At 66.7% G+C, this 25,000-nt stretch carries 29 protein-coding genes and 2 tRNA genes; 13 read left to right on the top strand and 18 right to left on the bottom strand.

What is annotated here, in order from left to right; genetic code table 11:
• The first annotated feature begins 68 nt into the window (after positions 1-68).
• From dhaL to CRO01_RS09010, 6 genes are all read left to right on the top strand, one after another.
• Entirely contained in the window at positions 69-791 is a 723-nt protein-coding gene (gene dhaL, locus CRO01_RS08985; RefSeq protein ID WP_097008791.1) for a dihydroxyacetone kinase subunit DhaL, read from the top strand.
• Positions 791-1,180, top strand: coding sequence for a dihydroxyacetone kinase phosphoryl donor subunit DhaM (gene dhaM / locus CRO01_RS08990; RefSeq protein WP_097008792.1), 390 nt, complete (start codon positions 791-793; stop codon positions 1,178-1,180). The genes dhaL and dhaM overlap by 1 nt, the downstream gene beginning before the upstream one ends.
• Before the next feature lie 126 nt (positions 1,181-1,306).
• On the top strand, positions 1,307-2,242 hold the full coding sequence (locus CRO01_RS08995) for a DUF4129 domain-containing protein (RefSeq protein WP_097008793.1): 936 nt from the start codon (positions 1,307-1,309) through the stop codon (positions 2,240-2,242).
• Positions 2,235-2,870, top strand: coding sequence for a DUF7269 family protein (locus CRO01_RS09000; protein WP_179747443.1), 636 nt, complete (start codon positions 2,235-2,237; stop codon positions 2,868-2,870). Before CRO01_RS08995 ends, CRO01_RS09000 begins: the two co-directional genes overlap by 8 nt.
• Positions 2,867-4,339, top strand: a complete 1,473-nt coding sequence (locus CRO01_RS09005) for a DUF58 domain-containing protein (RefSeq protein ID WP_097008794.1) — start codon at positions 2,867-2,869, stop codon at positions 4,337-4,339. The genes CRO01_RS09000 and CRO01_RS09005 overlap by 4 nt, the downstream gene beginning before the upstream one ends.
• Positions 4,336-4,854: a DUF7519 family protein gene (locus CRO01_RS09010; protein ID WP_097008795.1), complete on the top strand. Its 519-nt coding sequence runs from the start codon at positions 4,336-4,338 to the stop codon at positions 4,852-4,854. Before CRO01_RS09005 ends, CRO01_RS09010 begins: the two co-directional genes overlap by 4 nt.
• Before the next feature lie 51 nt (positions 4,855-4,905).
• On the opposite strand, the gene CRO01_RS09015 is transcribed toward CRO01_RS09010, so the two are convergent.
• Complete coding sequence (locus CRO01_RS09015) at positions 4,906-5,856, bottom strand: AAA family ATPase (RefSeq protein ID WP_097008796.1); 951 nt, start codon at positions 5,854-5,856, stop codon at positions 4,906-4,908.
• Positions 5,857-5,953: 97 nt separating this feature from the next.
• On the opposite strand from CRO01_RS09015, the gene CRO01_RS09020 reads away from it, so the two are divergent.
• Positions 5,954-6,039 (top strand) — tRNA-Ser (locus CRO01_RS09020).
• 366 nt (positions 6,040-6,405) lie between these two features.
• On the opposite strand, the gene CRO01_RS09025 is transcribed toward CRO01_RS09020, so the two are convergent.
• Entirely contained in the window at positions 6,406-7,371 is a 966-nt protein-coding gene (locus tag CRO01_RS09025) for a polysaccharide deacetylase family protein (protein ID WP_097008797.1), read from the bottom strand.
• Between the two features lie 242 nt (positions 7,372-7,613).
• Between CRO01_RS09025 and CRO01_RS09030 the strand changes: the two genes are divergently transcribed.
• On the top strand, positions 7,614-8,768 hold the full coding sequence (locus CRO01_RS09030) for a GNAT family N-acetyltransferase (RefSeq protein WP_097008798.1): 1,155 nt from the start codon (positions 7,614-7,616) through the stop codon (positions 8,766-8,768).
• A gap of 37 nt (positions 8,769-8,805) precedes the next feature.
• Here the strand turns inward: CRO01_RS09030 and CRO01_RS09035 are convergent, their stop codons facing one another.
• From CRO01_RS09035 to CRO01_RS09080, 10 genes are all read right to left on the bottom strand, one after another.
• Positions 8,806-10,353 (bottom strand): (R)-citramalate synthase, encoded by a 1,548-nt coding sequence (locus tag CRO01_RS09035; RefSeq protein WP_097008799.1) that lies wholly within the window; start codon positions 10,351-10,353, stop codon positions 8,806-8,808.
• 149 nt (positions 10,354-10,502) lie between these two features.
• On the bottom strand, positions 10,503-10,853 hold the full coding sequence (locus CRO01_RS09040; protein ID WP_097008800.1) for a DUF192 domain-containing protein: 351 nt from the start codon (positions 10,851-10,853) through the stop codon (positions 10,503-10,505).
• A 57-nt stretch (positions 10,854-10,910) separates the two neighbouring features.
• Positions 10,911-11,198 (bottom strand): winged helix-turn-helix domain-containing protein, encoded by a 288-nt coding sequence (locus CRO01_RS09045; RefSeq protein WP_097008801.1) that lies wholly within the window; start codon positions 11,196-11,198, stop codon positions 10,911-10,913.
• Between the two features lie 2 nt (positions 11,199-11,200).
• Complete coding sequence (locus CRO01_RS09050) at positions 11,201-11,872, bottom strand: hypothetical protein (protein ID WP_097008802.1); 672 nt, start codon at positions 11,870-11,872, stop codon at positions 11,201-11,203.
• Between the two features lies 1 nt (position 11,873).
• The gene (locus CRO01_RS09055; protein ID WP_097008803.1) at positions 11,874-12,800 is read right to left on the bottom strand and encodes an ABC transporter ATP-binding protein; all 927 of its coding nucleotides are present in this window, start codon (positions 12,798-12,800) and stop codon (positions 11,874-11,876) included.
• A gap of 2 nt (positions 12,801-12,802) precedes the next feature.
• A complete protein-coding gene (locus CRO01_RS09060; protein WP_097008804.1) occupies positions 12,803-13,618 on the bottom strand; it encodes an ABC transporter permease in 816 nt (271 codons plus the stop codon).
• Positions 13,619-13,825: 207 nt separating this feature from the next.
• Entirely contained in the window at positions 13,826-14,020 is a 195-nt protein-coding gene (locus tag CRO01_RS09065) for a DUF7333 family protein (RefSeq protein ID WP_097008805.1), read from the bottom strand.
• An 85-nt stretch (positions 14,021-14,105) separates the two neighbouring features.
• Positions 14,106-14,846: a hypothetical protein gene (locus CRO01_RS09070; protein WP_097008806.1), complete on the bottom strand. Its 741-nt coding sequence runs from the start codon at positions 14,844-14,846 to the stop codon at positions 14,106-14,108.
• Between the two features lie 145 nt (positions 14,847-14,991).
• Positions 14,992-15,234, bottom strand: a complete 243-nt coding sequence (locus CRO01_RS09075) for a hypothetical protein (RefSeq protein ID WP_097008807.1) — start codon at positions 15,232-15,234, stop codon at positions 14,992-14,994.
• 80 nt (positions 15,235-15,314) lie between these two features.
• Positions 15,315-16,148: an aldo/keto reductase gene (locus tag CRO01_RS09080; RefSeq protein ID WP_097008808.1), complete on the bottom strand. Its 834-nt coding sequence runs from the start codon at positions 16,146-16,148 to the stop codon at positions 15,315-15,317.
• 168 nt (positions 16,149-16,316) lie between these two features.
• Between CRO01_RS09080 and CRO01_RS09085 the strand changes: the two genes are divergently transcribed.
• The 3 genes from CRO01_RS09085 to ncsA all read left to right on the top strand — a co-directional run bounded on the left by CRO01_RS09085 (position 16,317) and on the right by ncsA (position 18,818).
• Positions 16,317-16,973 (top strand): DUF6517 family protein, encoded by a 657-nt coding sequence (locus CRO01_RS09085; RefSeq protein WP_097008809.1) that lies wholly within the window; start codon positions 16,317-16,319, stop codon positions 16,971-16,973.
• A 38-nt stretch (positions 16,974-17,011) separates the two neighbouring features.
• Complete coding sequence (locus CRO01_RS09090) at positions 17,012-17,716, top strand: alpha/beta fold hydrolase (RefSeq protein ID WP_097008810.1); 705 nt, start codon at positions 17,012-17,014, stop codon at positions 17,714-17,716.
• A 133-nt stretch (positions 17,717-17,849) separates the two neighbouring features.
• A complete protein-coding gene (gene ncsA / locus CRO01_RS09095) occupies positions 17,850-18,818 on the top strand; it encodes a tRNA 2-thiolation protein NcsA (protein ID WP_097008811.1) in 969 nt (322 codons plus the stop codon).
• 22 nt (positions 18,819-18,840) lie between these two features.
• On the opposite strand, the gene CRO01_RS09100 is transcribed toward ncsA, so the two are convergent.
• From CRO01_RS09100 to CRO01_RS09115, 4 genes are all read right to left on the bottom strand, one after another.
• Complete coding sequence (locus tag CRO01_RS09100) at positions 18,841-19,104, bottom strand: hypothetical protein (protein ID WP_097008812.1); 264 nt, start codon at positions 19,102-19,104, stop codon at positions 18,841-18,843.
• Positions 19,105-19,274: 170 nt separating this feature from the next.
• Positions 19,275-20,489 carry a cell division protein FtsZ gene (gene ftsZ / locus CRO01_RS09105; protein ID WP_097008813.1) on the bottom strand — a complete coding sequence of 405 codons (1,215 nt, stop codon included), beginning with the start codon at positions 20,487-20,489 and terminating at the stop codon, positions 19,275-19,277.
• A 3-nt stretch (positions 20,490-20,492) separates the two neighbouring features.
• Positions 20,493-20,669, bottom strand: coding sequence for a ribbon-helix-helix domain-containing protein (locus CRO01_RS09110; protein WP_097008814.1), 177 nt, complete (start codon positions 20,667-20,669; stop codon positions 20,493-20,495).
• Between the two features lie 220 nt (positions 20,670-20,889).
• Positions 20,890-21,510, bottom strand: a complete 621-nt coding sequence (locus tag CRO01_RS09115; RefSeq protein WP_097008815.1) for a double zinc ribbon domain-containing protein — start codon at positions 21,508-21,510, stop codon at positions 20,890-20,892.
• Positions 21,511-21,659: 149 nt separating this feature from the next.
• On the opposite strand from CRO01_RS09115, the gene CRO01_RS09120 reads away from it, so the two are divergent.
• Positions 21,660-21,733, top strand: a tRNA-Tyr gene (locus tag CRO01_RS09120).
• 328 nt (positions 21,734-22,061) lie between these two features.
• Here the strand turns inward: CRO01_RS09120 and CRO01_RS09125 are convergent.
• Positions 22,062-22,823, bottom strand: a complete 762-nt coding sequence (locus tag CRO01_RS09125) for a class I SAM-dependent methyltransferase (RefSeq protein ID WP_097008816.1) — start codon at positions 22,821-22,823, stop codon at positions 22,062-22,064.
• A 134-nt stretch (positions 22,824-22,957) separates the two neighbouring features.
• Here CRO01_RS09125 and CRO01_RS09130 point away from each other — a divergent pair, with 134 nt between their 5' ends.
• Positions 22,958-23,503 (top strand): DUF5518 domain-containing protein, encoded by a 546-nt coding sequence (locus tag CRO01_RS09130; RefSeq protein WP_097008817.1) that lies wholly within the window; start codon positions 22,958-22,960, stop codon positions 23,501-23,503.
• Positions 23,504-23,508: 5 nt separating this feature from the next.
• Here CRO01_RS09130 and CRO01_RS09135 read toward each other — a convergent pair whose 3' ends face one another.
• Positions 23,509-24,822 carry an HAD family hydrolase gene (locus CRO01_RS09135; RefSeq protein WP_097008818.1) on the bottom strand — a complete coding sequence of 438 codons (1,314 nt, stop codon included), beginning with the start codon at positions 24,820-24,822 and terminating at the stop codon, positions 23,509-23,511.
• Positions 24,823-25,000: the final 178 nt, after the last annotated feature.

The following is a 25,000-nucleotide window of genomic DNA, read 5'->3' on the forward strand; positions in this document are numbered from 1 at the left end:
GGGTCGCCGCGGCGGCGTACCTGTCCGGAGCACAAATGCTTTACCTGCAAGCGAACGGGTATCCGTCTATGGGAGATGATGCCACTCAAGCGGAGGCGGTCAGGGCGGCCGTCGAGAACGTCGCCGACCGCATCGAAGACGAACGGGACTACCTGACCGAACTCGACTCGGCGATCGGCGACGCCGACCACGGGGGGAACATGAGCCGGGGGTTCGAAGCCGCCGCCGAAGCCGTGGCCGACGCCGACACCGACGATCCCTCGGAGCTGATCAAGACCGTCGGCACGACGCTGATCTCGGAGGTCGGCGGGGCGTCGGGCCCGCTGTACGGCGGGTCGTTCATGAGCGCCAGCCAAGAGTTCGCCGAGGAAGGGATCACGACCGAGACAAGCGTCGACTTCGCCGAGGCGTATCTCGAGAAGGTCAAAGACCGGGGCGACGCCCGGATCGGCGCGAAGACGATGGTCGACGCGCTCACGCCCGCGGTCCAGACCTACAAGAAATCGATCGAGCACGACGACTTGCCGCCGCTGACGGCGCTCTCGAAAGCCGTCGACGCGGCCGAGCGCGGCGTCGAGTTCACCGTGCCGATCCGCGCCGAGAAGGGCCGGGCCTCGTATCTCGGCTGGCGGTCGGTCGGCCATCAAGACCCCGGCGCGACCTCGACGCTGTACATCCTCGAAGAGCTACTCGACACCGCCGAGGAGTACGTCGAAGGCGAGATCGAGCGCGACGCCGGCGCCGCCGAGGCGCCCGAGGAGACGCCGGCCGACGCCCCGGAGGACGAGTGATGGTCGGGTTGGTCGTCGTCTCCCACAGCGCCGCGGCCGCCGAGGGGATCTGCGAGGTCGCCGCCGAGATGGGCGGCGACGCGCCGATCGAGCCCGCCGGCGGCGACGGGCAGGGCGGCGTCGGGACCAACGCGCCGACGATCCAAGACGCCATCGAGGCGGCCGACGACGGCGACGGCGTCGTCGTGCTCGTCGATCTAGGCAGCGCCGTGATGAACGCCGAACTCGCCGTGGAGATGGCTGCTGACGACACCGCCGTCGAGATTGCCGACGCGCCGGTGCTCGAAGGTGCGGTCAACGCCGCCGTGGAAGCCTCGGGCTCGAAGGCGACGATCGAGTCGGTCGTCGAGCGCGCCGAGGAAGCACGGGACTACCGCAAACTCTCCTGACAAACCGCCGCGCTCGGTCCAGTGGGGGTTCTATCGCTCGTCGGCGCGGCGGTATCGAAGCGGTGACGGGTCGGATATCCGTCCAGTTACGTAATACATACAAAACATTAGTTTAATTCAAATTTTGTGGAACAGAAATCTCTTCGGACGCTTGCGATCGCACTCCTCTGCGTGCTGGCACTCGTCGGCGCCGCCGCGACGCTGGAGACGGTACAGTCGGGGAGTGACAGCGGTTCTGGGGGCTTCTTGGGTGGCCAAGAGGGAGACAGCACTGGCCCTATCGGCGGCCAAGATCGGACTGCTGCCGGGGCCAACGGTCAACTGGTCGAACCGACCTGCGTCGTATCCGGCCCTTCGCCTGCGATCATCTGGGCGGGAGTTGCGGCGACGGTGGTCGCGGGCGCTCTCGTCGCCCGGCGGTTCGGACTCGCAGTGACCGCAGTCGTCGCTGCTGCGCTGGTACCGCTCGCCTTGCTTCTCGGGCTGGTTCTGACAAGCGGGTGTCCCGAAGCCAGCACCGGGCCACTTCCCAGCGCGACGGCGGCGTCCAACGGCGGCGGCGGTGGGGGCGGCGCCGGAGGCGGCGGTAGCGGTGAAATGCTCGCGGTCGCGATTCCGGCGCTGGCACTGCTGTCGGTGTTGCTGATTGCGATCGGCGGCGGCCTCGTCTCCCTTCTGTTCTCGACCGACGAAGAATCGTCACCTGACGAGTCGGTCGAACGGGTCGACGACGACGGGGAGCGCCGCGCCGAGGTCGGGCGTGCGGCCGGACGAGCGGCCGAGCGTCTCGACGACGCCGACGACTTCGAGAACGAAGTCTATCGGGCGTGGCGCGAGATGGCCGACTCGCTCCCGGTCGATCACCCGGGGTCGAGCACGCCCGGCGAGTTCGCTATGGCCGCCCGCGAAATCGGTATCGACGAAGCGGATGTCGACGAACTAACGGACGTATTCGAAATTGTACGCTACGGCGGGCGCGATCCGACGCCCGACCGCGAGGAGCGCGCTGTGGCCGCCCTGCGTCGCATCGAAGACGAGTACAGGGGTGACGCCGATGCGTAGGTACGCGTGGGCCGGCGTAGCTCTCGTCGCAGGCGGTGTCGCCCTCGCCGTCGCGCCGGGAGCGATGCCGGTCGCGCTCCAGAGCTGGGCGGTGGGGCTGGTCGGCGCCGTGGCGCTCGTGCAGGGGCTCCGTCGCGTGCGGGAACGCCGACGGACGCCGGTCGAGGCGGCGGAGCTACCGACGCTCGAACGGGCACAGGAGCTTCCGCGTCCCGGCGGCGAGTTCGACGAAGCAATCGAGCGCAACCGCCCGGACGGGCTGAAGGGACACAGTTCGCGGCGGAAAGTGGGCAACCGCCTCGAACGCGCCGCGGTGGGTGCGCTCGTGTGCCACCGGGATCTGGACGAGGCTGCAGCTCACGAGGCGCTCGCGGAGGGGACGTGGACGGACGACCCCGTCGCAGCGGCGCAGTTCCTCGGGGAGCTGCCGGCGTGGACGCCGCTGCGCGTTCGAGCGCGCGAGTGGATGCGACGGCATCCCCACTCGCGGCGCGCCGAGCGGGCCGCAGCCGAGATTGCGCGGATCGCCGGGATCGCCGAGGACGGCCGGGCCGACGAACACACTGCCTCGGGGGCGTCGGCGGATCCGAACACGGCTGGTCCGAGCGCCGTGGAGGGGTCGACATGAGCGCCGATCTCGAACCGCCGGTGTCGGATGGCACGCCCGGCGGCGACGCCGACGACGCCGCGGCGGGGCCGTCCGAGCCTGCCCGCAGCGCCGACGCCAGCACCGGACCGGACGAAGCCGACCGGGTCGCGGGCGACGTGGACGACAGCACGACCGACGACACCGCTAACCCGGACGACACCGCCAACCCGATCACGTACTCGCGCGAGCAGCCGACAGGGCGCTGGACGGGGAGCACCGGTCTGGCACTCGCGTTCGGCGCGGCCGGGTTGCTCTCGACCAGTCCGGCGCTGGTGCTCGCGTCGGTGCTCGGCGTCGCGTTTGCAGCCTACGCGCGAGCGAGCGATCCGCCGGAGCCCGCGCTCTCGGTCGAGCGAACGTTCGCTGACGACGCGCCGGCGCCGGGCGACGAGGTCGACGTGTCGGTGCGAGTCCGAAACGTCGGCGACCGTGTACTTCCGGATCTCCGAATCGTCGACGGCGTGCCCGACGAACTCGCGGCGACCGACGGCCTCGCTCGGCTCGGAACGTCGCTGCGGCCGGGCGAGGCGGCGGCGTTCGAGTACGCCGTCACCGTCCGACGGGGCACCCACGAGTTCGACTCGATGCAGGTCGTCGCCCGCGGGTTCGCCGGCGCCGCCGAGCGCGTCCTCTCCGTCGAAACGGACGACGAGTTGGTCTGTGACTCCGGCGCCGACGGGCTGGTCGATCTGTCGCTGCGCTCGCTGACGACGCCACACGCCGGCCGCGTCTCGACCGACATCGGCGGCGACGGCGTCGAGTTCCACGCGACCAGAGAGTACCGGACGGGCGACCCGCTCTCTCGGGTCGATTGGAACCGGTTCGCGCGGGCCGGCGAGCTCACGACCGTCGAGTTTCGCGAGGAGCGCTCGGCGACGGTCGTCGTCGCCGTCGACACGCGCAACGCCGCGTACTTACGGAGCGAGCCGACCGCCCGCCACGCGGTCGACCGTAGCGTCGAAGCCGCCGACGCCGTCGCGGGTGCGCTGGCTGATGGGGGCGACACGGTCGGTCTCTACGCGCTCGGTCCGCGTGAGTGCTGGCTTGCGCCCGGTGCGGGCGCGGCCCACCGCCTTCGGCTCGCCGAGGCGCTGACGGCCGACCCGGCGTTCTCGCACGCGCCGCCGAAGGAAGCGGCGCTGTCGGACGCCGACGCCGAGCAGTTCCTACAGCGCCTGCCGGCCGACTCGCAGGTGCTGCTCGTCTCGCCGCTGGCCGACGACTCGATCGTCCGCCACGCGCGTCTCTTGCACGCACGGGGACACGCCGTCACGGTGGTCAGCCCCGATCCGACGGCGACCGACACGCCGGGCGGACGACTGGCGGCCGTCGAGCGCGATCGGCGCGTCGTGACACTCCGCCGGGCGGGACTCCGCGTCGTCGACTGGGCGCGAGAGGACGCGCTCGCCGCGGCGGTCGCCCGGACGGCGAGGGGGTGGTCGAGATGACCACGGGCGCCCCGGAGCTCACCCGACGCCCGGCGCGAACGTCGAGCGCAGTCGCTTGGATCGCGCTCGCGGCCGGCGTGTTTGCGAGCGGTCCGTTCTCGTCGCTGGCGCTCAAAGCCGGCGCCGTCGCGCTCGTCGTGCTCGGAGGCGGGCTGTGGACCGGCTCGCGGCGTCTGGTGACGATCGGCTGCGCGACGGCGCTGCTCGGCGTGATCGGGGCCGGCGTTCGCGGACTGCCGGCCGTTCCGACGCTGACGAGCGCCACGGCGATCGTGGTCGCTTGGGACGCCGGTCACCAGGCGATCGGGCTGGGGGAACAACTCGGGCGCGAGGCCGCCACCGTCAGGGCCGAACTCCCCCACGTCGGCGCGACGGGCGCGGTCGGACTGACGGTCTCGATAGCGAGCTACGGCGTCTTCCTCGCTGCGCCGGGCGGCCTGCCCGTCGCGGCTGTGGTGCTCGGACTGCTGGGCGCGCTCGCGCTGCTCGCGGCGCTGCACGGACGGGCTGAGTAGGTCCCGTACAGAAAACAGCTCGGGCTTTGCTGTGGCGTCTCGAGACGCCGGCTACTCGACGGTCGGCACGGCGACGGCGTCGAGCACGTCGTTGACCAGCGCGAACTTCGAGACGCCGTCGACCTTGGCGTCGGGCGTCAACACGAGTCGATGGGCGAGTACCGGCTGGGCGACGCGCTTGACATCGTCGGGCGTCACGTAGTCGCGGCCGACCATCGTCGCTCGCGCGCGAGCGGCTTCGAGCAGCCGCTGGGTGCCCCGCGGCGAGACGCCGACATCGACGCGGCGCTTGGTCCGAGTTCGGCGCGCGATTTCGGCGACGTAGCCGACCAGATCGTCGTCGACGGTGACCGACTCGGGCGTCTCGCGTAGCTCGGCGACCGTGCCGTCGTCGAGGACGCTCGTGACGCTCGGGCTGCGCTCGACGCGGCCGAGACGGCGTCGCAGCAGCTCTTCCTCGCCGTCGCGCTCGGGGTAGCCGATCGAACTCTTGACGAGAAAGCGGTCGACCTGCGCTTCGGGCAGCGGAAAGGTGCCCTCCTGATCGACCGGGTTCTGCGTTGCGATCACGAAAAACGGGTCGGGTAGCTCGTGGGTGTCGCCGTCGACGGTGACCTGCCCCTCGGCCATGGCTTCGAGCAGCGCGGCTTGGGTTTTCGGCGGCGCGCGGTTGATCTCGTCGGCCAGCACGACGTTGGCGAAGATCGGCCCCTCGTTGAACTCGAAGCTGCCGTCCTGCTCGTTGAACACGTGCGTGCCGGTCACGTCGGCGGGCAGCAGGTCGGGCGTGAACTGAATCCGGGAGAACGACAGCCCCAGTGCGGTCGCAAGGCTGTTCGCGGTCAGCGTCTTCCCGGTCCCGGGAACGTCTTCGAGCAGGACGTGGCCTCGCCCGACGACGCCCAGTAGCACGGTCTCTAGGAACTCTTCGTCCGCGATAACTGCCTGCGAGATCGCGTCGAGAATCGCGTCACACTCCTCGCTTGCCTCGCGTACGTCCATATATACCGACGTGCTGTCCGTGAAACATATTTGTACCGATGCCATCAGCGATCGGAATCGAAACCTACAAAATCACGGGGCGGGTAGCGGTTAATGAGCCGAGGTAGCCTAGCCCGGCCAAGGCGGTTGCTTCGAGAGCAACTGTCCGTTCAGGACACAGGAGTTCAAATCTCCTCCTCGGCGTTTTTCACGCGAATAACACCGCGAGAGTCTTCCATGACTCTCGCACTCGTGAGCGTGTACACGCAAAACGTGGAGATTTGAAGTAGAGAAGTCGCAACCTGCGAGCGCAGCGAGCAGGTCCGTCTTCGCGTGGTTCAAATCTCCTCCTCGGCGCTTCTCTCCGACGCAAACCCGCGAGAGCCTTCCATGACTCTCGCACAGCGCGTCGGAGTGGACGACTCACGTGGAGATTTGAGCAGACGAGTCGCAGCCCGCGCAGGCGAGCGAAGCGAGCCGAGCAGGACCGTCTCGGCGCGTTCAAATCTCCTCCTCGGCGTTTTTGACGCGAACCACACCGCGAGCGACCGCTGTGTCGCTCGCACGGCGTCACCACGACGACGCCGCATCACGGCCGCCGACCGCGATCGGCTGTCGATCCGGCAGTTCGTCCATCGTGCAGATATCGACACGTCCACGATCGCGGAGGCGCCCGAGCGTCTGCAGGTACTCGGTCAATGGCGCCATCTGGTCGTCGTTGCTGAGATCGTAGAGATGGCACCACAGATGCAGATGCGCGTCTGTCTCGGCCGCCTGCTCCGTCGCCCGTTCGAGGTAGCGGCGGTGGAGGCGCCGCGAGAGTGCATTCGGGAGCCAGCCCAGCGGCCGGCCGGCCGGACGCCGCCCCGACGGTAGCGTCGGCGCCGCGAGGTTCGGATGGGTCGCACAGTACGTCCAGAGCACGCCGTCGGACCACTCCGGATCGACCATCGGCGGCGGGCCGAACAGGAGCTGGGCGGCGCGGCTGAGCGGCCCGTCGGCCTGATCTTTGATCGCCGTTCGGACAACGTCGATGCCGTGCTCGCGGAGTACGTCCGTCGGCGGCGGACGGTGTCGCGGCGGGACGAACGAGTGCGAGCGCTCGCCGAGCAGTTCCGACTCGACGCGCTGGCCGCGTTCGAGATCGGCGCTGACCGTCGTCGCGTCGACGGTTTCGAGGGGAGCGTGCGAGAACGAGTGCGTGCAGAGCTCGTGGTCGGTCGGCCGCGAGCGGATCGCTTCGGCGATGTCGGGCGCGTAGTACAGCGGGTCGACCGCGGCGTCAGTGCCCGGATCGGCGTCGAACCAGTCGTCGGGATACGGGCCGTCGTGAGTGCCCTCACAGGAGGTCAACAGCAGGTGATCGACGATGTCGAACGTGATCGGGACCGACGCCGCGTCGCAGGCGTCGAGCAGTTTCCGGAGGTATCGACGCTCGGTGCGACCGTCCTCGCTCAGGTGTTCGTCGTGCCCGTCGAAATCGTGGACGCCCCACGCCAGTTCCACCTCCACGCTCAGCGTGACGATCCCTGTCATGTGTCGACACTGCAACGACCCCTCGAAAGGCGGTTGGCACCACTCGTTCCCCCGTCGACAGCGTGGTACACGTCCGATCGCTCGGCGTAGCACCGGGTTGGCCGCTCGATTGCCGTCGGATCGTTACGCCGCGCCGAACTCGACGGTAGGGGTCCGGTAATCGCCGAACAACTATAGCCATCCGAACTCATCGATGCCACACGAACGTATACCGTCGCGGTGGTGCTCAGTTCGGCATACCGATGAGTCTCGCCAGTGAGACGTACGAAATCAGACGCTTCGAGCGCGGCGACGCCGCGGGCGTGCTGGAGCTGTACGAGACGGTATTCGGCGAAGAACGGACGAACGCGTGGTTCGACTGGAAGTACCGCGAGAATCCTGCCGTCGATCACGTTCCGATCACCGTCGCGGTCGACCCCGACGACGGCGTCGTCGGTGCGCGCCCGCTGTTCGCGCTTCCCATGGCAGCCGGAGAGCACCGCTTCTTGGCAGTCCAGCCCGGCGACACGATGGTTCATCCCGATCACCGGCGACAAGGGCTGTTTACCCGGATGACCGAGCGGGCGATCGAGCGCTACGACGACCACGAGGTAGCGCTCTTTTTCAACTTCCCGAACGAGCAGTCCGGCGCAGGCTACCGAAAGCTCGGCTGGCGAGACGTTGGCGAAGTGACCACTTACTACCGGATTCAGTCGCCGAGCGCGTGGCTCGACGACGCCTCGGGCGCCGTCGCCGCCGGAGCGACTGTGGCCGACCTCGCCGCCGCTGGCTACCACCGAGCCCGGGACGCCGTAGCGCCGTCAGCTGACGGCATCTCGGTCGATCGATACCGCGAGGTTCCGGTCACCACGCTCGTCGCGCTGTACCGCGGCGGCGTCCCGGCGGGCTTTCACGCGGTGCGGAGCGAGCAGTACCTCCGCTGGCGGTTCCAGAACCCTCGCTGGACCTACCGAACGTACGTGGCTCGGGATCGAGCGGGCGAGCCACTGGCCGCAGCGGTCGTCGGGCGAAAGTCGGCCGGCGACGACGCCGTCGTTCGGCTCACCGACGCGCTCCCGCCGGTGCCCGAAGACGGCCCGCTGGTCGCACTGCTGGACGCCGTCCTGTCGGACGCCGACGACGCCGCTGCGGTGGCCGCACCGTCCTGCCTGCCCGAGACCGTGCTCTCGCGCTTTGGCTTCCATCCGGATACCGCCCCGCCGCTGTCGCTTGTGAGTTCCGCGACGACACACGTCGCTCGTCCGGCGACCGTCGACGTTCGAAAGAGCAACGCTCTTTCGAGCCAACCAGAATCCGGACCGGATTCTGGTGACGCCGACGACTGGACGCTGTCCGGGCGGTCGGTGACCGATCCCGACAGCTGGACGCTGACGTTCGGAGAACAGGACACGAGCTAGTCGCCAACTGCGAAGCTAAAAACCGAAAAGCGGCGGCTTAGTCGTCGGCGAGCGGCACCGGCTCCTCGCCGGGCGCCGACAGCAGCCGGTCGATGGCGTCGACCATCGCCTTGACCGAGGCGGTGGTGATGTCGGTGTCGCTGGTGGCGACGGTCACCGACGTGTCGCCGCGGCTCATCTCGACCTCGACGGTGACGACGGCGTCGGTGCCGCCGGTGATCGCGTCGACCTCGTAGGATTCGAGCGTGACGTTGGCGGCCTCGCCGAGCGCCTCGCGCACCGCGGAGACAGCGGCGTCGACCGGGCCGCTGCCGGTGCCCGAGGCGGTCCGTTCGTCGTCGTCGACGCGGAGACGGACGCTCGCGGTCGGGATGCCGCCGCCGCTGGCCGCTGTGAGGTTCAGGAGTTCGACGCGGCGCTCGCGGTCGGTGCCCTTGACCTCCTCGGCGATCGCCAGCAGGTCGGCGTCGGTGACGCGCTTGCCCCGATCGCCGATCTCCTTGACGCGTTCGACGACGGTCGTGAGTTCCTCGTCGGAGACGTCGACGCCGTGCTCTTCGAGCGCAGCGCGGGCGCCGGCGCGGCCGGTGTGCTTGCCCAGCACGATCCGGCGCTCGCGGCCCACCTTCTCGGGCGGGTACGGCTCGTACATCTGGTCGTCTTTCAGGGTGCCGTCGGTGTGGATGCCGCTCTCGTGAGTGAAGGCGTTCTCCCCGGTGACGGCCTTGTTCGGCGGGAGCTGGACGCCCGTCGACCGGGCGACGGTCTGGCCCAGCTCGTACAGCTGGGTCGTGTCGACCGTCTCGAGGCCGTAGGAGTGATCCAGCGCGATGGCGACCTCTTCGAGGGCGACGTTGCCGGCGCGCTCGCCCAGCCCGTTGATCGTCCCGTGGACCAGATCGGCGCCCGCGGCGATGCTCGCCAGTGCGTTGGTGACGCCGAGCCCCAGATCGTCGTGGGTGTGGGTGCTCACGGGACCGTACTCCGACAGCGCCGAGACGACCTCGTAGGCGCGCTCGGGACCGGCGTGGCCGACCGTGTCGGCGTAGCAGATCCGCGTCGCGCCAGCGTCGATGGCGGCCTCGGCGAGCTGTTCGAGGAACTCCAGGTCGGCGCGCGAGCCGTCCTCGCCGATCACTTCGACCCACAGGCCGTGATCGCGCGCGTACTCGACGAGTTCTTGGGTGTCTGCGACGACCTCCTCGCGGGTCGTGTTCACCTTCGTCTCGATGTGGCGGTCGCTGCCGGGCACCACGATCGTGACGCCGTCGACGTCGCAGTCGAGCGCGAGGTCGATGTCGTTTTTCACGCCGCGGGCGAAGCTGGTGATCGTCGCGTCCAGTCCGAGATCGGTGACGCGACGGATCGTCTGTCGCTCGCCCTCGCCGGTGCAGGCGCTGCCGGCCTCGATCACGTCGATCTCGGCGCGGTCTAGGGCCTGTGCGATGTCGGCTTTCTCCTCGGGCGTGAGCGAGATTCCCGGTGCCTGTTCGCCGTCGCGCAGCGTGGTATCGAGAAGCTGTACGTCAGTCGCGTCGTCGTAGAGGGGATTTGTTTCGGGGGAGCCCCCGAATAAATCGGTCACCGGTCATGATTGTCCAGTCTCTGGTAGGCAACCCGAGACATATAAGCTACCCGCTTCGACAGACGGTGACACGCCGAACGCTTCCCTCGCCGTCGGCGTCCCACAACTGCTCGCCGTCGGCGTCGTCACGAACGACGGACGCCACGGCGTCACTCCTCGACGAACTCGACGGTGTCGCCGACCGCGACGCCGTCGGCCGCGCCGGCGGGCAGTTCGACGAAGGTGTCGGCGGATTCTTTGGCCGTTCCGGTCCACGCCGAGAGGGTCCGCACCCGCTGGACTTCGCCGTCGATCAGCCAGAGCACGTCGATCGGGAAGGGAACGAACAGCATGTGGACGCTTCGGGCCGTGACGCCGTCGAACTCGAAGACCAGCGCGTAGTCGTCGGGGATCGACCGGCGGAACATCAGCCCGCGACCGCGAGAAATGAGTCCATCGGCGATATCGACGGTCGTCGCCAGCGTCGTGACGCCGCCGTCGCCGCGGTGACGTAGTTTCACGGCGGGACATTCGCTCGATTCGGCAAAACGTTTGCCCTCGCGTCGGCGTCCGGCAGGTTAGTCTTCGAGTTGCCCGAGGAGAGCTTCGAGCGTTTCGATGTGTTCCTCGAACTTCGCCCGTCCCTCGTCGGTCAGCCTGTAGGTGGTCTGGGGCCGCCGGTCGACGAACTGCTTTTCGACCGCGACCGCACCGGCGTCTTCCATCGTCTGGATGTGGCTCGAGAGGTTCCCCTCGGTGACGCCAAGCTCGTCTTTGAGTTCCGAGAACGTCGACTCCTCGTGCCGGTAGAGGTAGGCGAACAACTGCAGTCGGGTCGGCTGGTGGACGAGCTTGTCGAACTCCATTGTCAGTTCCAGCGGTAGGTCAGCAGGTAGTAGGTTACGACGCCGTGGACCAGAAACAGCCCGCCGAAGATGGCGTAGCCGAAGTACTGGAGGAACTCCACGAACGGCATGAAGAAGGCCAGCACGAGCATCCAGACGCCGGCGGCGTAGTAGGGATACCGGTCCCGCGCACGGATGGAATGGGCACGGAGCAGCGTGCCGGCGAGCAGATACCCCATCCCGAGGACGGTGATCGAGAGGCTAAAGAAGTACGCCCCCTGCACGACGCCCGGCACGTCGCCGAAGATCGAGGAGGCGATCGCGGTCAGGACGACCCAGCCCGCGATCAGCGTTCCGAACACCACGCGCCAGCTCGGCGTCGGTTCGCGCTCGTCGGTGTCGTTCGCGGCCGCAGATCGCCACTGGAGAACTCCGGCCAGCACGACCAGCACGAACCAGATGGCGATGTAGAGCGCGTTCGAGAGCGACCGCGCGAAGATCACGTTCGCCAGAATGGCGGCTCCGCCGACGACGCCACCGTTGACGAGCCAGAGCCGGCGCTGTCCCGGGTATCGGTCCTCGATCCCCATCGCGGTCTTGATCTGATCGAGGTCGCGCCGGAGCGCGTCGAGATCCGGATCGTCGATCGGTCCCGCGTCCGCCCCGCTGTCCCCGCCGGTGGCGTCGTCCGACATCTCAGTTCGTCACCGTCTTTCGCGCACGGCCACCTGTTCCTTTCCCTTCGTCGATCGCCGGACGGACGTAGGTGTGGTAGTTGAACAGGTCGGTGTACGACGGCGGATCGAGTTCGACGCTGGCGTCGTCGGAAACCGACCGGGAAATCGCGTCGACGCCGTCGTCGCCCCGCAGGAACCCGCGGACCTCGTCGCCGCGGCGGAACGCGCGTTCCCCGAGCAGGCGCTCCTCTTCGGGGACGCCGCCGCGCACTCGCACGACTTCGGGCAGTTCGCCGAGCAGTTCCTCGGGCGGGCCGTCGGCGACGACAGTGCCGTTCTGGACGAACGCGATCCGGTCGGCGATGCGGGCGTCCAACGGCGTGTGGCTCGTTACGAGAAACGCCTTCCCTGCATCCCGACGGGCCAGCAACAGGTCGTGAAGCGTCTGGATCGTCGTCAGATCGAGTTCGGCCGTCGGCTCGTCGAGCAGGTACAGCGGCACGTCGGCGGCGAGCACGCTTGCGAGTTCGAGCTTGCGCTCCATCCCGCCGGAGTACTCGCGGACCAGCCGATCGAGGTCGGCGTCGAGTTCGAGCCGCTCGGCGAGCGCCTGCCACTCGTCGGTACCTCGCGGGTGCAGATCCTCGTAGAACCGGAGATTCTCCCGCCCGGTCAGATCGGGATCGGCCATCGTCCCCTGCAGCATCACGCTCGTCTCGGCTCGGGCGTCGATCGGCGACTGGCCGTCGAACAGTTCGATCTCGCCGGCGTCGGGAGCGGTGCTGCCCGCCAGACAGGACATGAACACCGACTTGCCGACGCCGTTGGGGCCCATCAACAGCACGATCTCTCCTGGTTCGACGGCGAGGTCTATGCCCTGTAGGACGGGCTGGTCGTCGAAGCGCTTCTCGATGTCGGTCGCTCGAAGGAGTTGCTCTGTCGTCATGGTCACTCGGGGGCGTAGGCGAATCTGCGAAGGATCAGCACGGCCGTCGCCAGCAACACGGCGGCGTAGCCGGCCAGCAGGCCGACGAATTCGATCGAGTCGGGCGCTTCGGGTGGCGTCATGTAGCTCACGTCGCTGGAGAGGGCGGCGATCTGCATCCGCGTCGCCAGCGAGTTCGGCAGGTAGTTGATCATGTCGGCGCCGTCGGCGAGTAGCTGCGGGCTGACGCCGTTGAACCCCGTCGCGTAGAACGCGATCAGGACGCCGATCACCGCGATGGTCGTCATGTGTTCGGGCTTGGTGACGACCAGCGCGAGCACCGTCGCAAACGACATCGCCACGAAGCAAAACAGCACGAGCGTTAGCGCGATGACGCCGATCGCGCCGATCGAGGGGCGGCCGAACTCGGCGCCGTGGACGATCGACACGAGCAGCGTCGCCGCGTAGGAGCCGACGCCGAAGACCATCCCGGCCAGTAGCCTGCCGGCCAGATCCGCCGTGGGCGAGATCGGCATCGCGCGGAACTTCCGATAGCGCTCGCCGTCGAGATCGCGGGCGAAGTCGCCGGCGAACACCGCGACGGTGATCGTAAACGCGCCGAGCAGGCCGTAGGTGATCGCCATGCCGGCCTTGACGCCGCCGGCCTGCCCCGACGGTGCCTCGACGAAAAACGCGAGCGTCAGAAAGTACCAGAGCACCGGCCACGCGACGGCCAGTACCAGTATCATCCGGTTTCGGAGCACCTGCCGGACGTGCCGGCTGGCGAACGTGCGAGTCTGGGTCGTCCACGGGACGCGGGTGTCGGCTACGTCGTGCATGATCGGTCAGTGACCGGACGGCCACACCTCGGCGTTCGGTATGCCCTGCAAAAAGGTTTGTGTTGAAATTAGCTTTGTGTTACAAACCAGAGTTTCAAAATAGTAACTAATGGGTTCGGCACAGCTGTCTGACAGACCGGTACAGGCATCAAATCGGGGAAGACGTGAGAAACGAGCGTCGGACGGTCGAGGTGACGGCCCGGACGATCAGAGGCCCGACGCTTGGTGTTGCCCGTGCTTGATACCGAGGAACAGACAGAGCAGTCCGAACACCGCCATCGAGGGCAGGACCATCATCAGCACCGTGCTGGTACTCATCATCGGCGCGACGATCAGACTCCCGACGCCGACGGCGATCAGTGCGATAAACAGCGCCGCGGTCGTTTGCAGGTCGAACTCCATGCGCGTCGTGGTTAGGGCTCGACTGTGGTAATTCTACCGAGATTGCCGCCGGACGCCGCGGCGACCGCGGCGTCACGCCGCCGCGTCAGGACGGCCGCACCAGATCAGCGAGCGCGACCAGCACGCCCAGCAGCCAGCCCAGCGGGACGGCGATGCCGAACCACATGCCGAGGTAGGCCGCGCCCGCCAACTGGAACTCCGAGCGCAGGAACTCGTTCAGCCCACCGACGGTCAGTAGGTTGTCGAGCACCCAGATAGCCACCGACTCGCTGCTCGGAAGTATCAGTTCTGCCAGTGCAGGCGAGTACAGCGCGGCGGCGACCGGCGGGAGGAAGATCGCCGTCATCGCGGCGGGATAGGCCAGCAGGATCGAGGTTCCGCGACCGCCGGCACGCGAGAAGACAGTAGCTGCACCCGCCGACAGCGTTGCGATCACGCCCGCGGCGAGCACGGCCAAAAAGCCGGTTTGCGTGAAGCGCAGGTGCGCCAGCACGGTCAGCGCGCCCCAGAGGACGGCCGCGAGCACGACGACGCCGGCGACGCCCAGCCCCGCCGCGACGCGGTCGATCCGCCGGGAGTAAAACCGGGCCATGAAGCCAAACAGCGCCAGCGGGTAGAGCACGGCCACGATCGGCACGCCCAGCACCGACCACAGCCGGTAGGCGATCCACCCGCTCGTGGTGTTTGGCGTCCACTTGCCGAGCACCGAGTGGCCGGTGCCGCGCTGGCGCGGAAAGACGAGCTCCATCCAGCTCTCGTGGAGTCGGCGCAGGTCGACCCCGATCGCCCCCGTGACGCCCCCTCGATTGCTCGACCCGACAGTCATACGAACACTAAAACCGGCGGTGGCTGTTCAAGCTTCCGGCTACGGAGTGGCCACTATCCCGAACAATCGCGCGGCGGACGCGTCGGCGTCGTGACGCCGCGATGAGGCCGGCCGCTGGTGTGCCGACGAGCGCTCGATGGCCGACTCACTCGCGTACTTCTCGATACAGTCCGACCACGATGAGCCCCGGAAGGAGGTAAAACAGTGATGTCAGGAATACTGTCAGTCCCCAGTTGGCCGCGTACTCGTTACCGCGCCGTTTCGCGTCGGCGTACACCCAGTAGGCCAGTCCGCCGGGGCCGAGGAGAAGGAACAACAGGATCGAGAGCTCCGGACCGCCGGGGACGGCGAACGCGGGGAGGGCGAACGCGGGGAGGGCGTGTACCATACACCAGTTCTGTCAGCAACCCGAATATATTTTTCCCGTTCAGCTGGGAAAGAATAGGCTGCCAGCGAGCGGGTGCCGGCTCAGTTCCAAGGTCCGAAACCGGGATCGACCATGCGCTTTTCTTGGTCGATGGCGTCGATGCGCTCGATTTCGGCGTCGTCGAGCGTCAGGTCGAGCGAGCGCCAGTTGTCCGCGACGTGCTCGCGGCCGGTGGCCTTCGGGATCGCGGTGACGCCCTTCTCGCGGAGCCACGCGAGGCTGACCTGTGCCGCGCTGACGCCGTGGTCCTCGGCGATGTCGACGAGCGTGTCGTTGTCGAACACGTCGCCGCGAGCAAGCGGGGAGTAGCCCACGACTTCGACGCCGAGTTCGTCGGCGGTCGCGCGAATCTCCTCTTGAGGGAGCATCGGGTGGCACTCGACTTGATTGGCAAACAGCGGCGCGTCGAGCGTCTCGGCGGCGGTCTCCATCTGCTCGGGCTGGAAGTTGCTGACGGCGACGCGGTCGATCAGACCTCGGTCGTGGAGTTCGTCGAAGGCGTCGAGCGTCGCCTCGCCCTCGTAGGTTCGGGAGGGCCAGTGGACGTACAGCAAGTCGAGATAGTCGGTGCCGAGCCGTTCGAGGCTGGCCTCGGTCGTCTCGATCACGTCCTCGGGCGCGAGGTTGTCGAGCCACACCTTGGTCGCCAGAAACACGTCGTCTCGATCCACGTCGGCGCGGGCGATTCCCTCGCCGACTTCGGCCTCGTTGCCGTAGGCTTGGGCCGTGTCGACGTGTCGATAGCCCATCTCCAAGGCGGTTTGTACGCTCTCGATGCAGGCGTCGGGGTCGGTATTCTCCCACGTCCCGAGGCCGAGCATCGGCATCCCGTCGGCGCGCGGACACTGGTCGCTATCGGGCAGTTGCTGTGACATACGCGCTAGTGGGACGCTCGGGGGAATAGGGGTTTGGGAACTGGCCAGCAGTTCCCGATGTGAGCCGTTAGCACGGTCGGCGCGCCGAAGCCGCGGTTGGTTGTGCTACCCAGTTCTTTGAGGATGGGTGCCAGAAAGTCTTTATTCGCTGGCTGATTTGTTACCGACATGACTCAGCGACGGCAGATTCTGGCGGCGCTGGTGGTCGCCGTCCTGCTCTTGACGGCCGGTTGCACCAAACTGGTCCTCAACGAGCGCGCGGAGTACACCGCCAACGAGGCGTCGGTGAGCGACGCCGGCCTCGAGGCGACGGGCTACCAGCACGCAGACACCCAAGAACAGACGATCGAGGAGAGCTTCGAGGTCGGCGGCGTCAGCCGGACGGTGGTCGCCTCGAACTGGATCTCGACGTACAACAAGTCATTACAGATCCAAGGCCAACAGCAGGAGGCCGCCCGATTCGCGGTCGTCTCGACGCCGGCGATCAACGTGCTCGGGCAGACGTTCAACCCGGTCAACGAGATGTCGCACCAAGAACTGCTCAATCGCTTCAAGGGACAACTCAGCGGCGAGTACGAGGGCCTCGACCAGCTCGAGTACGTCGAGAGTCGTGACGAAGTGATCCTCGACAAGGAGGTCGAGGTGTCGACGTTCCAGACCAACGCCACGCTGCAGGGCGAGACGGTCGAGTTGTACGTCCACGTCACCACGCTCGTCCACGAGGGCGACCTGATCGTCGCCGTCGGCGCCCACCCCGCGGCGTTCGCACAGGAGCGCTCGAACACCTACGAGCTGATGCAGTCGATCGAACACTCCGGTAACTGACCCGACACCTTTTCTCGACGCCGCCCGAAGCCGGCTTCATGCGCCGTCAGACGCTCGGCAGCGGGCCGGACCTCGTCGCCGTGCTCGGCTGGGGGAATCGACTGGATCACGAGAACGTCGGCTGGCTGCTCGATCACCTCGCCGAGCAGTACCGCGTTCACGCGTTCGCCATTCCCGACGCGATCACCGACTTCGAGCGCGAGTACGTCCGCCCGGTCGAACGCTACGTCGACGACCTCGAGGAGTATCGGCTGCTCGGACACAGCACCGGCGGGCTGATCGGCCCCTACGTCGCCGCGGCGTCGACCGAACCGGTCACGCAGACGTACCTGAGCCCGTGGTGGGCGAACCCGCCGGAACGTCGCGGACTGCTGTTCGACCTCCTCGAATCGCTCCCGATCGGCCGCCCAATCTTGCCCTCTGGTCTCGACGACCCAGCGATGCTCGGGGACCTCGCCACCGACCGCCAAGTGGCCGAGTTGCCCGACGCCTCCCCGACGTTCCTCCGCGAGACCAACCGTGCCCACGAGCAACTGCCGCCGATCGACGACGACGCCGTCGTGTTCTGCTCGCTGCGCGACCGGGTCGTGAGCACGCGCGAAATCGGCGAACGCGTCCCGACCGATCGGATTCGTTTGTACGACGGCGGTCACGAGCTGTTCGCTTCCTCGGCACGCGAGGACCGGATCGACGAGGTACTTGCCGCGGTCCGCGAAGGGCCTGCAGGACTCGCCCCGGACTGACGCCGACGCGGCCGCTGCGGCGTCGAGACGCCGCGGCGGGGGTGGCACCGGCAGTGAGGCTGGGCCGACGGCGTCGCCACGGAACGCCACCGAGACGAAACCGTGATGGACGTGCCGAGGCTACGTCCCGCCGATGGAGTGTACCAAGTGCGGCCGCGACGCCGTCATGCACGCGGCCTACTCCGGCTCGCATCTCTGTGAGGAACACCTCCGCGAGTCGGTCGAGCGCCGCGTCCGCCGTCGCGTCCGCGAGGACGACCTCGTCCCGCGGTCGGCGACGCCCGAGGACCCCGAGACGTGGGTGATCGGGCTCTCGGGCGGCAAAGACAGCGTCGTGCTCACCCACATCCTCGACGAGACGTTCGCCGAGGACCCGCGCATCGAGATGATCGCGCTGACGATTCACGAGGGCATAGAGGGGTACCGCGACGAGAGCGTGTCGGCCTGCGAGGAACTCGCCACCGAGCTGGAGATGCAACACGAACTCGTCAGCTACGAGGAGGAGTTCGGCGTCCGGATGGACGACGTTGTCGAGGACGATCCCGAGAACATGGCCGCCTGTGCGTACTGCGGCGTGTTCCGCCGGGACCTGCTCTCGAAGTACGCCGAAGAACTCGGTGCGGACAAACTGCTGACCGGCCACAACTTAGACGACGAGGCCCAGACCGCGCTAATGAACGTCTTAGAGGGCGACGTGTCACAGATCGCCAAGCACTTCGACGCCTCGCTGGGCGCGTTCGACGAGCGGTCCGAACAGGAGGAGTTCGTCCCCCGCGCCAAGCCGCTACGGGACGTTCCCGAGAAGGAGGTCGCGCTGTACGCCCACCTCGCCGACCTGCCGGCCCACATTACGGAGTGTCCCCACTCCAGCGAGGCCTATCGCGGCGAGATTCAGGAGCTACTGTTGAAACTCGAAGAGAATCACCCCGGAACCCGCCACTCGATCATGGCGGGCTACGAGGAACTGGCCGGCATCGTCGCCGACGAGTACCAGGGGAGTGACGAGGAAGCCGATCTCAACGAGTGCGAGGAATGCGGCGCGACGACGACCCGCGAGAAGTGCCGGAAGTGCGCGCTACTCGACTCGCTGGCCGCTGTCTGACGCGTGGCGACGCCGCGGCGTCCTAGATGCCGTGGCCCCAGAAGAACGCGGTCGCACCGACGGCCGCGATGGCGATACCGATGAAGACGCCTGCGTCGGCGGTCCGCCGCGAGAGATCGCTCACCGAGTCCATGTAGATGCTCGTCCCGATGAGGATCGCACCGATGACGATCGCCACAATCGGGAGCTGCGACGCCTGACCGCCAGTGTCCGCGGATTCGGCGGTGTGACTGGCGTGGGCGAGCGCCGGCGCCGAGTAGGTGAGCACCCCGACGACGCCGCTCACGAGGAGCCGACGACAGCGACGAGTTGCTGTAGCGAGCGTTCGATGCACGTGTCGATCCGAAATACGGCGTCGTCGGACAAAAGCACCTCGAATACGGCGTCGTCAACCGCGTCTCGATACGCGAGCCCACCGCTGGGAACCACACGAACCGCAGAAAACGAAGCGGCGTCTTACCGGATCACGTCGAGGCCGTTTTTCTGCTCGACCTCGCGCTTGCCGCCGTCGCTCTGGGCGCCGAAGGCGTTCTTGGACGAGCCGCCCTGATTGCCCGAGAAGTTCTCGACGTTGTCGCTGGCATCGAACGACGCTTCGTCGACGCCCTGCATGCTCTTTCGAGACTTTTCGGCCTGCTTCTGGGTCGTCGGGCCGAGCACTTGGGCGCTCTGGACGCCGGTCATGATCGCCATGACCCGCACCTTACCCTTGTACTCCTCTTGGATGCGTGCGCCCCAGATGACGTTGGCGCTGGCTTCCAGTCGCTCGGTGATGTTGTCGGCAATGCCCTCTGCCTCCTTGAGCGTGAGGTCGGGGCCGCCAGTGATGTGGACCAGCCCGCCGGAAGCGCCGCGGTAGTCGACGTCCAGCAGCGGGTGGTTCATCGCGTCCTTGACCACTTCCTCGGTCTTGTTCTTGTCCTGTGTCTCGCCGACCAGCATCACCGCGACTCCGCCCTGATTCATGATGGTGGTCATGTCGGCGTAGTCGAGGTTGATCAGGCTCGGCTGGGTGATCGTCTCGGAGATCCCCTTGACAGTCTCGGCGATGATCTGGTCCATCACCGAGAACGCCTTGCCGATCGGCAGGTTCGGGACGTACTCCAGCAGTCGGTTGTTGTCGAGGACGATGATCGAGTCAGCCTCGTCGCGCAGTTTCTCCAGTCCTTCCTCGGCCTTGACCGTGCGTGCGCGCTCGACGTTGAACGGCGTCGAGACCATCCCGACGACGATTGCACCCTGCTCTTTGGCGATGCTCGAAACGACCGGCGCCGCGCCGGTGCCCGTCCCGCCGCCCATCCCGGCGGTGACGAACACCAGATCGGCGTTCCCGAGCACGTCCTTGATCGTCCCCTGTGCCATCTCGGTCGCGCGCTCGCCCATCGAGGGGTCGCCGCCCGCGCCCAGCCCGCTGGTCAGGGACTTGCCGACGAGGATCTTCGTGTCGGCTTCGATCATCTTGAGGTGCTGCTTGTCGGTGTTGATGGCGATCGTCTCGGCGCCGTCGACGCCGATGTTGTACAGGCGGTTTACCGTGTTGTTACCGGCACCACCACAGCCGACGATCACGATTCGGGGGTCACCGAACTCGTCGTCGTCGTCCGCGATCGCTTCCATGTCACGTTGCTCCTCTTCGGCGTTTTCGAGCGCCTCCTGAACGATATCTTGCATTGGTTACACCTTCGCCAGGCCGCGCTTGCCGGAGCTCTCGCGACTGGGCTCTTGTTCGTCGATCATTTCGCGGACTGCCGCCCGAATCGCTTCGCTACGATTCGGGTACTGTCCGGTGTCGACCATCTCCTCGACGGCATCGATCTGCTGTTTCGGAATTCGCAGTGTCACACGCTCCATGTTTCGTATTCCCCTTGAGTAAGACGGCCACAGTGTGAGGAGGCCGCACGCACAGCCTTGTTCTCCCCGAATGCCCCGTCGTACAGGGCATACGGTGTGATCTCCTCGCATGTAAGACGACCGTCTTACGCGAGTATATCGTCTGGGGCATACGTAATAAAGGTAACGCCGGACGTAAAACGTAGTCGTAAACGCCCGACTCAATTCCTCTTACGGACGTTTACGGCGAATCGAGCACGTCGGCAGCAGCCGTCCGTCGGCCGCAACCGGGGCAAAACGCCCAGTCCGAGCGAAGCTCGTCGCCGCACTCGCAGAACACCCGCCGAGCTGCCTTCTCGCCGCAGTTCGGACAGTACACGTGCTCGCCGTCGACCGATTCACCGCACTGTCCGCACGTCCGACGCCGCGTCTCCTCTTCGACCGCATCGTCGAGTTGCCCTTCGCCGTCAGGCATTCTTTCCTCGGCCGCGGGCGTCTTACACTGCTCGTCGGACGAGCCGTCGCCGGCTGTCGCCCGTGCGTCCTCGACGGTGACGTTGACGTTGACATCCTGTCGTCCGGCCGGCCGAGCGCCGGCATCCCGGTCGTTCGCTCCGAGCCGCGATTCGAGCGCGGCGTCGACGCGTTGCTCGACCAGCTCGTCGATCCGCGCTGCGACGAGCCCGTCGAGTCCATCTTCGGCGTCGCTGGACGACTCGCTTGGGTCCGCACCAGCCTCGCCTGCCTCCGAGCCCGCCAGATACTCTCGGAGGGCTTGGCGCATCACCTCGCTTTTCGAGGTCTCGAACGTTTCGAGTTCCTCGACGAGGTCGTCGTCCGCGCGGAACGTGATTTTACTCATATCCTATTCGTGGAATTGTGCGTCAGCCTGCTATTTCAATGTTCGCACGGTGTCTGACGCTCGTCTTCCGGTCGACTGAGGTTCCGTCACACGGTGCCACTGGATGATAACCCTTAAGTCCGGTAGCGGTTTTAGTTGGAGTCGAGTGCCCGCCCTTAGCTCAGACTGGTAGAGCAGTCGACTGTAGATCGACTTGTCCCCCGTTCAAATCGGGGAGGGCGGATACTTCTGATTCTGATCGATGAGCTCAGCGAATCGCTTCAGAATCAAATATCCTACCGACTCAATTTGAGCTTGTGAGTCGCGCACAGCGAAGCGAGCACGTCTCACAGTGTTCAAAATCGGGGAGGGCGGACTTGGTTCCTCGTCGAAGTGCAGTTGAACCCGAAAGCTACGCTTTCGTGGGTTTCAGACGCTAACTCTCCAGTTTCGGGTTTGGGAAAATCGCCCGAAAATCTGGATGTGAACTGGTCCCCAGTCGCGGCCCCTCGCCGTCTGTCGATCTTCATAGTCGAAGGAAGCAACCGGTGGAAGTCTATCCCGGCCGACTATCACTCCCGGACGGCCCGAAACCGCAACCGGCGGTAGTCAGCCGTCCAGACACCGTCCTCGTAATAGTCGGCGCGAAGCCGATCCTCGACAGCACGGACGACAGCCTCGCGCTCATCGTTAGAAAGCGGCGCAAACAGCCCGTCGCCGAACACGTCCAGCCAGTTTCGGAGGCCGTCCTCGCCGTCGAGTTCCGTGGGGCGATCGAACAGCGTCGCGTAGCGCACCTCGAAGCCGTGGCGTTCCAGTCGGGACGCGTACTCGCCGACGGTGGGAAAGTACCATGGATTGTCGGCGTCATAGCCACGTTCGGCCAGTTCCGCCAGCGCGGCGTCGACGATGGCGGCGACGTTGCCGTCACCGCCCAACTCGGCGACGAAGCGCCCGCCCGGTCGAAGCGCGTCGGCAACCGTCGAGAGCGCGGCGTCTTGCTCGTCGATCCAGTGGAGCGCGGCGTTCGAGAAGACGGCGTCGAACGAGTCGTCGAACGTTGCTGTCCGCGCGTCGGCGTGTCGGAACTCGATTGCCGGGTGGGCTTCGCGAGCGCGCTCGATCATGTCTTGAGAGCTGTCGATCCCGACGACATCCGCACCGGTATCGGCGATTTCGGCTGTCAGAGCGCCCGTCCCACAGCCGATATCGAGCACACGCTCGTCGGGGGCGGGATCGAGCAGGTCGAGCACGTCGGCGCCGTATTCGTAGACGAAGGCGTGATCGTCCTCGTAGGTCATCGGGTCCCAGTCGGGCTCTTGCGCGTTCGGCATCGAACCGCAGTTGCAGCCGGTCGGATATAAGAAGCGGGTGCTGACAGCGTGTCAGACGTGTGCTCGCCGACGCCGTTCGAGCTGCGGCTGTGTGGTCGGTGACATTTTACGTTCCCCGCTCCCTACCCTCAGGTATGGGAGAATCAGACACGCTGTTGAACGCCGGAATCGGCGCTCTCGTGACGATCGTCACGTCGTTCCTGCCGTTCTCGCCGATCCTCGGCGGCGCAGTCGCGGGCTACCTCCAAGCCGGAGACAGGCGCGAGGGAGCAAAAGTCGGCGGGCTGTCGGGCGCGCTATCGCTGCTGCCGATGCTGTTTTTCGGCTTCATTGTGCTAGTGTTTCTGACGGGTGTCGGCCCCGCCGAGGGTGCGGTGGCGTTCACGTTCCTGTTGTTCGTCGTCGGGACGCTCGTCGTCGCCTACACGATCGGGTTGGGTGCGCTCGGTGGGTACATCGGTGTGTACGTGCTCGAAGAGACAGAGGTCGGACGCAGCGTCGATCGTCGCGGGGGCCACGACGAGGTCACCAGTGAGTTTAGCGAGGATCGATCCGGAAGCGCCGATAGCGACGACGAGCCGACCACCCGAGACAGCACATCCGGGTGGGACGACCGCGAGGATCGGTGGGGCCACGCCGACGACGACGACGGCGACGACCGTCAGGACTCCGGATACTGACGCCTTCAGCGTACGCTGTCGAGTTGGTTCAGCGCGTGGGCCGTCCGGAGCATTTCGACGCTCCGGCCGCGATCGAACACGAGTTCGTCACGTTCGAGGACGTGTTCGAGCGTCTCCTGAGAGGCGTGATCGGGCGCCGCGGCGATGCCGGCGTCGTGCTCGTCGACCCACTCCATGACGCGTCGGTCGCTCTTGCTGTCGCCCATCACGAGCGCGAACGGATCCTCGACGCCGAGCACGTCGAGGGCGGCCTCGACGCCGACGACTTTGTTGAGTTCGAGGCTGCCGATCTCGGCGGCGTCGGCTTCGTAATACGCCACGTCGATTCGGTCGAACGTCTCGGCGACGGCGTCAGGCAGTTCGTCGGAGGCGGCATCGGGGAACTCGCCGGCGCGTTCTAACACGCCGCGAATCTCGGGATCGGCGTGTCCATAGAACGACCGCGCCCACGCACTCGCGGGTGTGAGGGAGTCCTGTTCGGACGCCGATCCGGCACCGTCCGCAACGTCCTCGGACGACGCTGCGTCGTCCGCGGCGCCGACGCCGAGTTCACTGGCGACGACATCGCCGAGCAGGTCGATCAGGTAGACGAGTGCGTCGTCGATCATCTCGCGTGCGCGAGTCGATCCGGTTTCGAAGTTGGGCTTGAGCGTCACGTTGAATTCGTTGCCCTGCAGGTGACAGCCCCGTCGGAGTTCGCCGGGCGCCTCTGGCAACACGCGCGAGCGAACGCCGTCGAAGACCGAGCGCATCCGATCGTCGAGATCCTCGTAGAGCAGTTGCTTGGTGTCGGCGCCGTGACCCGGCGTAAACACGCCGGTGCCGGCCTCGTAGACGATCGAGAGATCCCCCGAGTGAACGATCTCACTGCCCAGCCCCTGAATCATGAACCCCTTGACGTTCTCTAGGGTCTGGCCGGTACAGATGACGATCGGGACGCCGGCCTCGTGGAACTCCGTCAGCAGGTGCAGCGTGTCCCGTGGAATCTCGTTGTCGGTCTCGCCGGCCGAGCGCAGCGTCTCGTCAACGTCTAACACGAGGACGTTGACCGCGCGGTCGTACTTGGTGTGCAAGTCGAGCGCGGTAAAGGCCTCACCGCGGGTCGCCCGTGCCGCGATTTCGGCGAACGTCTCGCCGGTCGCGAAGGCGGTGCGAATCTCGTCTTTGCGCTCGTCGAGTTCCTCGGTGGCGTTCTGCCAGTGTTCGAGCGCGACCCGCGAGTCAACCGGCGGAAACACGTCGACGAACTGCTGGTACTCCCGGAGCTGCTCGGTGTCGAACTCGTCGTAGAGGCGATACAGCAGGTCGTGCCGTTCCATACTGGAGGTCGCAGGCGTCCGCTTAAGAGTGTGCCGGCGGTGGTGGCGGCCACTGGCGTGCGAGGGGATCGAAAGGGGAAATGGCACGGGTACGATGGGTGCCGGGAGACGGGAGAGGGGGATGGTGGCTGGACGGGCACGCCGGCCGGAGGGGGGAATCGGCCGGCGTGCGAGTGCG

The sequence above is a fragment of the Natronoarchaeum philippinense genome (assembly GCF_900215575.1).
Classification (GTDB): domain Archaea; phylum Halobacteriota; class Halobacteria; order Halobacteriales; family Natronoarchaeaceae; genus Natronoarchaeum; species Natronoarchaeum philippinense.

What these genes read in the sequence shown, in the direction of transcription:
- CRO01_RS09135 (WP_097008818.1), bottom strand. Translation starts at nt 24,822, where the DNA reads ATGGAACGGCACGACCTGCTGTATCGCCTCTACGACGAGTTCGACACC.
- CRO01_RS09045 (WP_097008801.1), bottom strand. Translation starts at nt 11,198, where the DNA reads ATGGAGTTCGACAAGCTCGTCCACCAGCCGACCCGACTGCAGTTGTTC.
- CRO01_RS09065 (WP_097008805.1), bottom strand. Translation starts at nt 14,020, where the DNA reads ATGGAGTTCGACCTGCAAACGACCGCGGCGCTGTTTATCGCACTGATC.
- CRO01_RS09130 (WP_097008817.1), top strand. Translation starts at nt 22,958, where the DNA reads ATGGGAGAATCAGACACGCTGTTGAACGCCGGAATCGGCGCTCTCGTG.
- CRO01_RS09000 (WP_179747443.1), top strand. Translation starts at nt 2,235, where the DNA reads ATGCGTAGGTACGCGTGGGCCGGCGTAGCTCTCGTCGCAGGCGGTGTC.
- dhaM (WP_097008792.1), top strand. Translation starts at nt 791, where the DNA reads ATGGTCGGGTTGGTCGTCGTCTCCCACAGCGCCGCGGCCGCCGAGGGG.
- CRO01_RS09125 (WP_097008816.1), bottom strand. Translation starts at nt 22,823, where the DNA reads ATGCCGAACGCGCAAGAGCCCGACTGGGACCCGATGACCTACGAGGAC.
- CRO01_RS09010 (WP_097008795.1), top strand. Translation starts at nt 4,336, where the DNA reads ATGACCACGGGCGCCCCGGAGCTCACCCGACGCCCGGCGCGAACGTCG.
- CRO01_RS09050 (WP_097008802.1), bottom strand. Translation starts at nt 11,872, where the DNA reads ATGTCGGACGACGCCACCGGCGGGGACAGCGGGGCGGACGCGGGACCG.
- CRO01_RS09090 (WP_097008810.1), top strand. Translation starts at nt 17,012, where the DNA reads ATGCGCCGTCAGACGCTCGGCAGCGGGCCGGACCTCGTCGCCGTGCTC.
- CRO01_RS09070 (WP_097008806.1), bottom strand. Translation starts at nt 14,846, where the DNA reads ATGACTGTCGGGTCGAGCAATCGAGGGGGCGTCACGGGGGCGATCGGG.
- CRO01_RS09110 (WP_097008814.1), bottom strand. Translation starts at nt 20,669, where the DNA reads ATGGAGCGTGTGACACTGCGAATTCCGAAACAGCAGATCGATGCCGTC.
- ncsA (WP_097008811.1), top strand. Translation starts at nt 17,850, where the DNA reads ATGGAGTGTACCAAGTGCGGCCGCGACGCCGTCATGCACGCGGCCTAC.
- CRO01_RS09080 (WP_097008808.1), bottom strand. Translation starts at nt 16,148, where the DNA reads ATGTCACAGCAACTGCCCGATAGCGACCAGTGTCCGCGCGCCGACGGG.
- ftsZ (WP_097008813.1), bottom strand. Translation starts at nt 20,489, where the DNA reads ATGCAAGATATCGTTCAGGAGGCGCTCGAAAACGCCGAAGAGGAGCAA.
- CRO01_RS09015 (WP_097008796.1), bottom strand. Translation starts at nt 5,856, where the DNA reads ATGGACGTACGCGAGGCAAGCGAGGAGTGTGACGCGATTCTCGACGCG.
- CRO01_RS09030 (WP_097008798.1), top strand. Translation starts at nt 7,614, where the DNA reads ATGAGTCTCGCCAGTGAGACGTACGAAATCAGACGCTTCGAGCGCGGC.
- dhaL (WP_097008791.1), top strand. Translation starts at nt 69, where the DNA reads ATGGGAGATGATGCCACTCAAGCGGAGGCGGTCAGGGCGGCCGTCGAG.
- CRO01_RS09025 (WP_097008797.1), bottom strand. Translation starts at nt 7,371, where the DNA reads ATGACAGGGATCGTCACGCTGAGCGTGGAGGTGGAACTGGCGTGGGGC.
- CRO01_RS09055 (WP_097008803.1), bottom strand. Translation starts at nt 12,800, where the DNA reads ATGACGACAGAGCAACTCCTTCGAGCGACCGACATCGAGAAGCGCTTC.
- CRO01_RS09060 (WP_097008804.1), bottom strand. Translation starts at nt 13,618, where the DNA reads ATGCACGACGTAGCCGACACCCGCGTCCCGTGGACGACCCAGACTCGC.
- CRO01_RS09005 (WP_097008794.1), top strand. Translation starts at nt 2,867, where the DNA reads ATGAGCGCCGATCTCGAACCGCCGGTGTCGGATGGCACGCCCGGCGGC.
- CRO01_RS09085 (WP_097008809.1), top strand. Translation starts at nt 16,317, where the DNA reads ATGACTCAGCGACGGCAGATTCTGGCGGCGCTGGTGGTCGCCGTCCTG.
- CRO01_RS09115 (WP_097008815.1), bottom strand. Translation starts at nt 21,510, where the DNA reads ATGAGTAAAATCACGTTCCGCGCGGACGACGACCTCGTCGAGGAACTC.
- CRO01_RS09075 (WP_097008807.1), bottom strand. Translation starts at nt 15,234, where the DNA reads ATGGTACACGCCCTCCCCGCGTTCGCCCTCCCCGCGTTCGCCGTCCCC.